We start from the raw sequence: 11,552 nt of genomic DNA, 5'->3' as shown, positions 1-11,552 counted from the left end.
CCTGACCGTTGAAAATGACCAGTTCACTCAGATTAAGCACAACCAACACCTGACGGTGGAAGGGGAAAGTCGAGAAGCGGTGACTGGCGAGCAAGTGCTGAGTATTGAAGGCTCGCTGCATGTGAAAGCGGGCAAAGTTTGGGTCAATGAAGCGGGTACAGAGATCCATGTGAAAGCGGGACAGAAAGTCGTGATTGAAGCGGGCTCCGAGATTACCGTTAAAGCGGGCGGCAGCTTTGTTAAAGTCGATCCGGCTGGAGTGCATCTGTCCGGTGCTTTGGTCAATCTCAATTCCGGCGGCAGTGCCGGAAGTGGTAGCGGCTTTGGCGGTGCCATGCCCGCCTTACCGGGCGGCTTAGAGTCTGCCGTGACACTGGCTCCACCGCAAACCATCTCTTACCAAGCGTTGCTACAGGCCGAACAAGCGAATGTTCCTGCGGTGAAGGTGTGTCCTTTAGCCGCTCAAGAAGCAATGCCTGCGGTGAATAGTATCGCGCCGCCTCCACCACCACCGATTGCTCCGCCAATGGCGCCACCACAACCAATAATGAATCCACAGCCAACCGCTAACGCGCAGCCTAATCTTGGAAGATCCACTAAGGCAACGCCGGATTTTCCAACACATTTCCCGAAGTCATCCATTGGCATTGAGAATGAGTTAGCTGGTCTAGTGGTGGCTATGCCAGCCAACTCGGCACAGAAATTTGGCTACGTGAAAAGTGCACAAGGTGATGCGCTGTTTATGTTAACGAAAGACATGAACCAAGGTTCGTATCAGCGGCCACCTTCATTACAAGATGGAAAAAATTATCAGAATTGGCAGACGCATACAGTAGAGTTGGTGAGCTACCCTTGTGAAATGGACGATAAAGCTGCCGTTGAAACACGCAAACAAGCCATGTTGTGGTTAGCAACCCACTTTACTACGCATATCGACCAGTCCAATCATCAACCATTAGCTCCTATTCAAAGTGAAGACGGACGCTTTGTTATCGAAATCACTAATGCGAAGCATGTGATTGCTGCGGGCAATGGGATTTCTGCAGAATCTCAAGGTCAAACAATCACGATGACACCAAGTGGACAGCAAGCCACAGTGGGTGTTGCTGCTAAAGGTTTCGGGACGAGTGCAACGCCAGAATTAAGGTTACTTGAATCGGCACCTTGGTATCAGAAATCACTCAAGAGCCAATTTGCATCTCTAACGAGCGCAGAAAACTTGGATGATAAAGAGTTAGCTGCAAACGTATTTGCTTATCTGACGTCTATTTATTTAAAAACAGCAGAGCTAGCGAAGAAGTTTGGTATTTACATCAATGAATGGGACCCCATGTCGGAGCAAATTACTCCAAATGCGAATGGATTAACGGATCCAAAAGTAAAAAATGCATGGGAAATATTGCCACGTACAAAACCAAGCAAAATAGTAGAAATACTCAGTAAGAGTGATGCAAAAGCGGTTATGAAACATATCAAGCCTCAATTGCAGTCTCGCTATTCTGAGAGTTTGTCGAAAAATGTATTTCAATATTTCCAAGATGGTGGTGAAGTAGCCGGACACGGTATTAATAATGCGACGGTCGGTGATAAACATAGTCCGGAATTGGCGGTTTTGTTTGAGTTCAGAACTGTTCCGAATGAACTGCAAAGTTATTTACCTAAAACAGAATCGACAACTAAGTCAGAAGTGAAGTTACTCGATCAGTTTGATCCTATGAAGCGTAAAACAGTAATTCAACAAGTAGAATCGCTTGTGCAAAATAGTGGCGATGCATTTGATAAATGGTACCAAAGCTACCGAGACTCCATGAATCAACCTCCCGTTAAAAATGCGAAGAAAATTGCTTCCGCGAATCAAAAAGCACAATGGGTTAAAGAGCATAATCCTCAAGAATGGCAACGCATTATTGCTTAGTGGAAAATGGAATGGAAAAGATGCTTTTACAATGGTTGAGTGAACAGACATCAAACGTCTATTGGCTTGCTGATCATTCAACGTTTAAACAGGCGGTGGCGAATAACAGTGGAATTGTATTTGATGGTACACAAGTTGTTTTCCACGGAGAGACCTTTGCCCCTGTGATGGCGTTATCGCCTTGGTTAGTCCCTGTCTCTGATATGGTATCGGATATCGACTACGAGTGCTTACAACAAGGTATATTCCTAAGTTGCTCCTGTCCCTCCACAGAGTTATTAAGTCATCTCCAAAGCCTTTTGATTGCAGCACTGGAAGGCGAAGAAGTACTGTTTCGTTTTTATGATAGGCAGGTCATTTTGCCTATGCTTGAACGAATGGATGAAATAGAAAAAAATCAGTTCTTAGGTAAGATAAATCAGTTAGTCGTGTTCGATAGCCATGAGAAAAATCGGTTAGTCTCATTTACCAATACATCAGACGCTCAGTTTACGGTCAAAAAGACAACGTGGTGGGTGATCAAACGACACTATTTGGAGGCTCATGAGAATTTGCCTCTTGTTCAATCTAACCTCGAATCTTGGCTATGGCGGCATTTTCCAAAAGTGATGAACAAGCACTTAATTCAAGGACGTGATATCGCTTCCATGCTCATTCCATTTCTCTCTGCTCCTGAACAAACCTTAACATATCGTGTGTTAAGTGCCGCTATCGTTGCTGTTGTCGGTGTCGAACAATTGACTCAGCCTAGCATGATTGAATTCCTACAAGACTATAACAACGAAGAAGCTCAGTTCGCTCTGCATGCTTTAACCCGTCAATTTGAACTAAAGGGATAACCATGGATTCATTTAATTATTGCGTGCAGTGTAACCCTGAGGAAAACTGGTTAGAGCTAGAGTTTCGGAGTGAAAATGATGAACCGATAGATGGTTTGCTAGTTACGATTACGAGCCAAAGTGCCCCCTCTAACACATACACGCAAACCACAAGTTCGGGTAAGGTGTTGTTTGGCAAGATTGCGGCTGGGGAATGGCGTGCTTCTGTAAGCCAAGCTTCTCTGTTAACTGAAGTCGAAAAATATGCCAGCCGTAAAGAGGGACAAGAGTCGCCAGTGAAAAAACGTGCTGCGGCAGAACTTGACGCCGCAGATAAAGATACGAAGCAGTACCGCTTTACCACTATTGGTGATTTCTGGGATGAAGCACCAGAAGATGAGTTTTTACAAGAGCAGCATAAAGGGATAGATGTCAATGCCTCTGCTGAGAAAGCTGGGTTTAGACTCAGTCATAACCAGACCTATGTTTTTGAAATCAAAGCGCTACGCAGCTATATGCCAGTGATTATTGATACCGATGAGTTTAGTTTGGTGAATAGTTATACTTTTGCGTTGTTGTCTCAGTTGGCTTATGCGAGTGATGAATTTGGTATTCCTGATGGTGAAAATCCAAGCTTAAAAGAGGGAGGAATTGATTTCATCATCAAGCAGTTAAAGCAAGGTAATAGGCCTCAATATTGTGCCTCATCGAAAGAGACTTGGCTGTTACGAGAGATCCCCTATTCTAAGCATCTGGAATATAAATTTTATAACGATAAGCTTATTGGTTGTGAAGGTTATATTATAAGCAATAACGATATAGCTATTATTGGGGTGCGTGGAACCCAAACATATTTCGGAAATGAAGAAATTGTTAAATTAGCCGATAAAAATACAACAAAGCCTATTAAAGTATTAAACCCCGTAGCCTTTAGAATAATCGAAGGTCTTGATGGCGTCCGAGCTTTGTTACAGTCTCCAGGTTATCAAGATATTATATCTGATTTAGATGTATCTCAAATACCAATACTCGAATTAGATAATACTTATGTACATAAAGGTTTTTATCAATATGCAAGAGGTCTATGGATTCCTTTATCTGATGATATCGTTAAATACCACTCAGATAAAAATATCTATATTTGCGGTCATAGTTTAGGTGGGGCTGGTGCGCTGGTTATTTCTGCTTTAATACAAAAAAACTATAAGCCAAATAGTTTGAGATTGTTTACTTACGGTATGCCAAGGACTGGTACTCATTCCTTTGTTGCTAAATTTAATAATATTATTCACTATCGTCATGTTAATAATCATGATTTAGTGCCACAAATCCCATTTAAATGGATGAATACAAATTCTAAAAAAGAAAGTAATGATCCTCTATCATTGAAAATATTAAAAGGTACCTCTCCTTTACTCTATGTGGCTGATTCACTATTTAATAGAGTTACTGATGACGACAATGATAACTATCACCATCATGGCAATTTGGTTCAGTTGTTAACCTATAGTATTGAAAAACACCAACCAAAAAAGATAAAGCAAGTGTTGCTTACGCCTTATCAAACGCATATTAAAAGTATGACGTTTATGATTAATAAACAGGATGACTCTTTTATTTTAGCTGACTCACTGCGTAAGGAAAACGTTGACATTAATGGCTATGCTAGCACCATTATCGATTCAGGGTTAGATCACAGGATGTCAGAATATATACCAAATTTAAAATCACAACTTAATATATTATTGGACGATTCCTTATCTAATATATATAAAGAGGCAAGTGATGAGTTAGAGTATACGGAAGCTAATCTTAAAAAGGCTTATCACCAGCTTTCACATGAACTTGCTGCTAGTTTGAGTATTCCATATCATGTTGGGGAAGCGAAAAGACTCAGTTTAAGGCTAGAGCAAGGTATTACGAATAAAATAATTTTAAATTTGCAGCGGACGAAGAAAGAACTAAATTTGTTAATAAATAATCCTTCACAATTGCCAAGAGAATCATTATTGTTTGGCGATAAAAATGACATAAATACCGTTATCAAGGAACAGTTACAATGAAGACTGGATTTAAAGTCATCTTCGCAGTTATTGGATTTTTCATATTTATGTTTTACGTGGTTTATCCACTAGCTGAATGGTATGAAAGTCGCCAGCCACCGTTTGGATCCTCTTCAGAAGATCAATATATTGTGATTCGAGGGAAAAAACCGACAGATGCAAAGGTAACCGCTTATGGTACATTTTTTGGCGGTGGTGAAACATGTAAATCATTTTCTTGGAGTGCTTCAGATGGAAAGAAAAGGAAAGGAGGAAAAGCAGATATATTATTTGAACATAACTTTTCGGAAAGTAATGATAGCTATGAGCTAAGGCTTCCTTTTCATAATTTTATCTCATCTGGTTGTGATATGAAATTACATCAAATAGAAGTCGAAGCAAAAAATGATTTTGATCAAGTCGGTTTCGCAAAGTTACGTATTTACAGACCAACAGTAACCAATGATAAAACGCTATCTTTTAGTTCTTTGATAGAAGCAAAAGATTGTGAGCCTTATTATTCTGAAAAATACAACAGATGGACAAACGGATTTGGTTGTTATTACTACATTGATGGTAAGAGAAAAAGTCAGGATCAAGAATTCAACGCCTACACCATCTACTATGATTTCTCGAAATTCAATAATGACACCGTGATTCATTACGATATTTTAGCTGGTGAAAACTATCGATCTGAGCCATTAGATAAAGAGAAGGGGCCGCAATAGTGATATTTATATCTAATATCATTAGGATAAAAAGAATATCAATTATTGCACTATTCATTGCATTATTTTTCCTTGGGTATGATTATTACCAGACTTCTCAACCTAATATTTGGGGTGATGAACCTGATGAGTCCTATATTACTATATCAGGCAAAAAGCCTATAGATGCTTATTTAGAAGTGTGGACTCATTTTTGGGTGACAGGAGATGAGTGTGAAGCTTATTCCTACAATTTATTTGGTCAAAAAGCCCATCAAGGAGGAAAAATAAGCCAGAAGATTACGCATGATTTTGCTAAAGATGGTTCAAATTTTGAATTTAGAATTCCATACCAAACGTATAAGAACTCACAAAATTGTATAGTGGAATTAAGAGACTTTTCCATACAAGCTCATAATGATTTTGATACCGTAGGTTTTGCTCAGTTGCGATTTTCTCCAGCAGGCAGAGAATATTACAATCGAGAGGTTGATCTAAACTCATTGATTACAGCAGATAATTGCAATAGTGATATATTTAAAAGTATAAGAAAAGAGTGGGCAGGAGCCATTGGTTGTCATTTTTATGTCGATGGAAAGAAAAAGACTAAAGATGAAGAATTCAACGCTTACACCATCTACTACGATTTTTCGAAATTCAATAATGACACCGTGATTCATTACGATATTTTAGCTGGTGAAAACTATCGATCTGAGCCATTAGATAAAGAGAAGGGGCCGCAATAGTGATATTTATATCTAATATCATTAGGATAAAAAGAATATCAATTATTGCACTATTCATTGCATTATTTTTCCTTGGGTATGATTATTACCAGACTTCTCAACCTAATATTTGGGGTGATGAACCTGATGAGTCCTATATTACTATATCAGGCAAAAAGCCTATAGATGCTTATTTAGAAGTGTGGACTCATTTTTGGGTGACAGGAGATGAGTGTGAAGCTTATTCCTACAATTTATTTGGTCAAAAAGCCCATCAAGGAGGAAAAATAAGCCAGAAGATTACGCATGATTTTGCTAAAGATGGTTCAAATTTTGAATTTAGAATTCCATACCAAACGTATAAGAACTCACAAAATTGTATAGTGGAATTAAGAGACTTTTCCATACAAGCTCATAATGATTTTGATACCGTAGGTTTTGCTCAGTTGCGATTTTCTCCAGCAGGCAGAGAATATTACAATCGAGAGGTTGATCTAAACTCATTGATTACAGCAGATAATTGCAATAGTGATATATTTAAAAGTATAAGAAAAGAGTGGGCAGGAGCCATTGGTTGTCATTTTTATGTCGATGGAAAGAAAAAGACTAAAGATGAAGAATTCAACGCTTACACCATCTACTACGATTTTTCGAAATTCAATAATGACACCGTGATTCATTACGATATTTTAGCCGGTGAAAACTATCGGTCAGATCCTTTGTCCTCAGAACAAAAGACAGCAGTGATATCTGCTGGTAATTAATGTCGGAAGCTCTATATTTTTCAAATTATGAGTTTAATAATTTTCCATTAAGCTCATAATTATCATTTTTTTAATGCTGTAACCAGATAAAACACCACCATGCGGTGAATGATAGTTAGCTGATAATACAATTAAGGAAGTAAAATGAAAAAATTGATTTTGTTGTTGTCGGCACTTCTACTGAACTCTTGCTCAACCAATCCAGTATATAAAATAGAGCAGCCATGGACGTGGCGAGTTGGTGTAACAATGCCCTCATTCTATCCAGTAAAAATCACTCAAATCTATGGTGTTAATGAAAAAGAAAACTGGACTGTATTAATTCATAATATTATCCCCCGTATGAGTGATAGCGATATTGAATATATACGTAATAGATTTCCAAAGTATGACGGATTTGGGCTTCCACATGCATTAGGTATTACAAGCAGAAACCAAATTGGTATTGGTACTAATCATCTTCCTGATACGCTCTACGTACATTGGGTTTCTTTATTTGATAATAAGTTTTATGTTACTAAATATGATATTCCTGACAACGTAAAACAGTTGAGTGCGACAGAGGTCAGTTACACTCGAAGTGATGGAGCTGTCTTTGAATCTTGTTATCGTACCCGATTTGTCTTTGGTTTACTGCCCAATGGGCGAGCGAAGGTATGGTTGAGTGATTGCGGAGAGACTATTTATCTTACGGAGTTAGCTCCTGACCAAACTCCTGATCGTGATAGCAATGGGTTTAAAGCCGATACATATAAAGAATCTTCTTATCTTAGAAATATCCAACAACGCGCTAAGGATGCAGGTGTTGAGCTAGAGCCTATCCCTTGGGATAAAGTAAATAAAGTCTATTCCATCAATGAGATTAAAACGCTTGGCGAGTAACTTAGCGTGAGTTGAAAAATCTTCATAAGACACATGAGAGGCTTTGCGGTATAAGAAAGGCTTGCTGATTTTCCTTCAAGGATAGATATGGTTATCCAGAATTTCGAAGCTTTTCTTATCGCTATTACTATTTTGACTTTAACACCGGGGCTTGATACTGCTTTGGTGATCCGTAACACTTCGCGGGCTGGGTTTGCCGATGGATGCACGACTAGCTTGGGTATCTGTTTTGGCTTATTCGTTCACGCCACTTTTTCTGCTATTGGTATCTCTGCGATTCTTGCTCAATCGGCTGAGCTATTTCAAATCGTTAAAATGGTGGGAGCGGCTTATCTGATTTGGTTGGGTATTTCGAGCTTACGATCATTAATGAAAACAGGGCAGGGCATTGAGGTTGCTAGCCTAGCTCATGCACAATTTCGCTTAACCCGATCGCTGCGTGAAGGTTTCCTCTCGAATGTGCTGAACCCGAAAACTGCCGTCTTTTACTTAGCTTTTCTGCCTCAATTCATTAATCCTGACTATTCACCGTTAGCGCAATCTTTGCTGATGGCGTTGATTCATTTTGCGATTGCGATGGTATGGCAATGTGGTTTAGCCGGTGCTTTGAGTAGCGCTAAAAACCTTCTGAAAAACGCTTCTTTTATGCGTTGGATGGAAGGTACAACGGGGGTTGTTTTGGTCGCATTAGGTATCAAACTTCTCTTAGAGAAACCTCAAGCCTAGCTTGTAATAAAGGTTTAAAAGTAGAAAAAGCGCCGTTGGGCGCTTTTTCTTTGTGCTTAGACCGACTAGGTGTTATTGAACTTGGGCTTCGGAGTATTGATAACGCGCGGCAAAATATTGCTTCGTTTCTTCTACGACCACATGGCGTAAGGCAACAAGGCCAATAAGGTTCGGAATGGCCATTAAACCATTTACAATGTCGGCGATAATCCAAATCAAATCGAGGTGTAGGAATGCGCCTGAGGCAATCAAACCAATAAAGACGATTTTATAAGGCAATACCGCTTTGGTACCGAATAAGAACACCATGCAGCGTTCGCCGTAGTAGTTCCAACCCAGAATGGTCGTAAAGGCAAAGAACATCAAACCAATCGAAACCAGCATCGGACCGATAGTTTGTGCATTTAAGCCAGTGGCAAAAGCGTAGGTGGTCATCGCTGCACCAGAAAGATCGCTTTGCCAAGCGCCCGTTAGAATGAGAGCCAAGCCAGTCATCGTACAGATGATGATGGTATCGAAGAAGGTCCCCGTCATAGAGATAAGACCTTGCTCAACGCAGGAGTCAGTTTTCGCCGCAGCCGCAGCCATAGGCGCACTGCCTAAGCCAGATTCATTGGAGAACACGCCGCGAGCAATACCCGATTGAATCGCGAGCATAATGCTCGCACCTAAGAAGCCACCTGTCGCAGCAGTCGAGGTGAACGCGGATACCAGCACCAATTCCACGGCGTCTGCGAGTTTGTCCGCATTGGTAACAATCACACTTAAGCAGGCGACGATATAAAACAGCGCCATCGCAGGAACCACTTTTCCTGCCACTTTAGCGATGGATTGAATACCACCGATAGTGACAATGGCAACCAGTACGGTCAGTACCACCGCAGAGGCTTCACGAGGGACGCCAAAAGAGATTTGAGTGGCATCTAAGATCGCGTTCACTTGTGGGAAAGTACCAATACCGAAGCAGGCAACCCCTACGGCAAACACTGCAAATAATACTGCCAGTGTTTTTGAACCCACACCATCACGCAGGTAGTACATTGGCCCGCCGACCATTTGCCCTTTGTCATCCACTTGGCGATATTTCACCGCGAGTAAGCATTCTGCGTATTTGGTTGCCATACCAAACAGGGCGGCGAGCCACATCCAGAACAGGGCACCTGGGCCGCCGAGTTTGATTGCGGTCGCAACACCTACGATGTTTCCTGTACCAATGGTGGCAGAAAGAGCAGTACACAATGCGGCGAAGCTTGATACATCACCTTGTTTGTCTGAAGATTTTTCGCGGCCAAATACCATAGCTAAAGCCGTCGGTAGGCGTCGAAATTGCAGTAAGCCTAAGCGGAAGGTGAAATAGACACCGGTGCCGACCAGAAGAATTAACAGTGGTGGACCCCACACTAAACTATCAACAGTTTGCAGAAAAGATTGCAGGTTATTCATGATTTCCCCTTAAAAAATAAACATAAGGAGAAGAGAGAAAGGGTGCGAAAAATGCACAGCAGAGCTCTAGCTAGCTCACTAAAAGATTGGCCTTTCACTCCTCTGTCCTTTTGCCTGAGAGTTTCACTCTGCATATGCGCAGAGCTTGCTCCTTCGGCGACCGATTAAACGGTTCTCTCCAGAGGTTCCTCCAACTACAGTCCTCGCTTATTCGTTGCCAATAAATGGCTAAGAATAATGCACCTGAAAGATTTACTTCTTCGGCGGGTTATTTGGCTCAGATGTTAAAATCTGGTTAACAACCACTCTCCTGCAGTCTTCAACGGAACAATCGTCTTGAATAAAACGATTTGCAAGGCGGATACTAGCGAAAAGAAAATGTGATGTCACCTACAAAAGAAATCAACTGATGAAATGTTGCGCAAGTCTTTTGCTAATCCACTTTTCTCTGACGTTAAACTACGTATAAGTGTTATAAGATAATCACGCTTGGAGGCGGGAGATGGTGAGATTAATTGCAATAGCCTTACTGATAGCATTAGCGTTTGTCTTGATTCGCTACCGTACCAATGAAAAATTGCAGAAGGGGGTCGTTATCGTCATTTTGGCGACCTTTGTCACCTATACGGCCTTCTTGATGATTTCTGAACTGATTCGCTGACGCAAGAGGAGCGAGCGTGAATAAACATAATGAGTTTGACGACAACGAAGAAGTTGTTGTTATCGAACGAAGAGATAAACAGAGCTATCTCTATATCGCGATTGCTGCGGTATTAGGTATTGCCTTGGGTGGTCTGATTGGTTCCTCTGTCACCACCAGTCGTTGGGAGACGTCTTACCAAGCACTACAAAACCAGCTTGAGCAACTCAATAATGCGAAAGCAGAAGTTTCTAAAGCGGCTGAGCTTTCTGAGCAAAATCAAGAGGAAAAGTGGCAACATAAAATGGATCAGGCTTTAGAGAAGCAAAGAGAAGAGTGGCAGGCAGAGGCTGTACAGCGTGATAAATACGTTGCTGAACTCGAAAAGCAAAATCTTAATTTAGAACAGCAACTGAACGAGCAGAAAATGGCATTGGAACTGGCCAATACACAAAACAATCAGCTTAATCGTCAAGCCGATATGCAAGTGACCATGCTTGAGCGTTCTCGAGAGTTGTTCCAACGAGAACTAAAAATCAAACAAGAACTCGAGGGATTGCAAAAAGAGCGCGATTCTCTGGTTCCCAAGCTCAAAGTACTGAAAAAAGAGTGTGACATTTACCTTGAAGGGAAATCTTGGGATGCGAAGTCGGATGCCTGTGATAAACAAGATGAAGCGAATTCACGGGTAAGCCAAATTGATCAGATGATCCGTGTGCATCAAATGGATCTGGAAGAGATTAAGGCGCTCTCAGAAGAGATAGGTTTATAAGTGATTTAATCTATCAGGCTGAATTAAAGCGATTATTTTCGTTACATGACTTGAGCGTTCGGTTTTTCACTCTCTAGAGTGAATCGCATTCTGAAGATACAAAAAAGCCACCGTCGTC

At 40.9% G+C, this 11,552-nt stretch carries 11 protein-coding genes and 1 riboswitch; of the genes, 10 read left to right on the top strand and 1 reads right to left on the bottom strand.

Annotation, left to right across the window (positions count from 1 at the left end; all coding sequences use genetic code 11):
• The 8 genes from GOU96_RS15205 to GOU96_RS15170 all read left to right on the top strand — a co-directional run.
• Window positions 1–1,915 (top strand): actin cross-linking domain-containing toxin (locus tag GOU96_RS15205; RefSeq protein ID WP_267783067.1); only part of this gene is annotated, 1,915 nt, incomplete at its 5' end.
• 11 nt (window positions 1,916–1,926) lie between these two features.
• Window positions 1,927–2,754: a DUF4123 domain-containing protein gene (locus GOU96_RS15200; protein WP_267783068.1), complete on the top strand. Its 828-nt coding sequence runs from the start codon at window positions 1,927–1,929 to the stop codon at window positions 2,752–2,754.
• Window positions 2,755–2,756: 2 nt separating this feature from the next.
• Window positions 2,757–4,796: a lipase family protein gene (locus GOU96_RS15195; RefSeq protein ID WP_267783069.1), complete on the top strand. Its 2,040-nt coding sequence runs from the start codon at window positions 2,757–2,759 to the stop codon at window positions 4,794–4,796.
• Window positions 4,793–5,503, top strand: coding sequence for a hypothetical protein (locus tag GOU96_RS15190; RefSeq protein ID WP_267783071.1), 711 nt, complete (start codon window positions 4,793–4,795; stop codon window positions 5,501–5,503). Before GOU96_RS15195 ends, GOU96_RS15190 begins: the two co-directional genes overlap by 4 nt.
• On the top strand, window positions 5,503–6,228 hold the full coding sequence (gene tsiV1 / locus GOU96_RS15185; RefSeq protein WP_324701996.1) for a type VI secretion system immunity protein TsiV1: 726 nt from the start codon (window positions 5,503–5,505) through the stop codon (window positions 6,226–6,228). The genes GOU96_RS15190 and tsiV1 overlap by 1 nt, the downstream gene beginning before the upstream one ends.
• Window positions 6,228–6,971, top strand: coding sequence for a hypothetical protein (locus GOU96_RS15180; RefSeq protein ID WP_267783073.1), 744 nt, complete (start codon window positions 6,228–6,230; stop codon window positions 6,969–6,971). Before tsiV1 ends, GOU96_RS15180 begins: the two co-directional genes overlap by 1 nt.
• A 144-nt stretch (window positions 6,972–7,115) precedes the next feature.
• Window positions 7,116–7,853, top strand: a complete 738-nt coding sequence (locus tag GOU96_RS15175) for a DUF2931 family protein (RefSeq protein WP_267783074.1) — start codon at window positions 7,116–7,118, stop codon at window positions 7,851–7,853.
• Window positions 7,854–7,940: 87 nt separating this feature from the next.
• Window positions 7,941–8,579: a LysE family translocator gene (locus GOU96_RS15170; RefSeq protein WP_000236673.1), complete on the top strand. Its 639-nt coding sequence runs from the start codon at window positions 7,941–7,943 to the stop codon at window positions 8,577–8,579.
• A gap of 72 nt (window positions 8,580–8,651) precedes the next feature.
• Here the strand turns inward: GOU96_RS15170 and GOU96_RS15165 are convergent, their stop codons facing one another.
• Window positions 8,652–10,022, bottom strand: a complete 1,371-nt coding sequence (locus GOU96_RS15165; protein WP_258503721.1) for an alanine/glycine:cation symporter family protein — start codon at window positions 10,020–10,022, stop codon at window positions 8,652–8,654.
• A gap of 92 nt (window positions 10,023–10,114) precedes the next feature.
• Window positions 10,115–10,214: riboswitch (glycine riboswitch) on the bottom strand.
• A gap of 310 nt (window positions 10,215–10,524) precedes the next feature.
• On the opposite strand from GOU96_RS15165, the gene GOU96_RS15160 reads away from it, so the two are divergent.
• Complete coding sequence (locus GOU96_RS15160) at window positions 10,525–10,683, top strand: hypothetical protein (RefSeq protein WP_000251901.1); 159 nt, start codon at window positions 10,525–10,527, stop codon at window positions 10,681–10,683.
• Window positions 10,684–10,699: 16 nt separating this feature from the next.
• A complete protein-coding gene (locus tag GOU96_RS15155; protein ID WP_258503723.1) occupies window positions 10,700–11,434 on the top strand; it encodes a chromosome partitioning protein ParA in 735 nt (244 codons plus the stop codon).
• Window positions 11,435–11,552: the final 118 nt, after the last annotated feature.

This window comes from Vibrio sp. R-1, assembly GCF_035615595.1.
GTDB lineage: Bacteria > Pseudomonadota > Gammaproteobacteria > Enterobacterales > Vibrionaceae > Vibrio > Vibrio cholerae.
The sequence above is the reverse complement of the archived record's forward strand: the minus strand, read 5'-3'. Positions and strand labels throughout refer to the sequence as shown.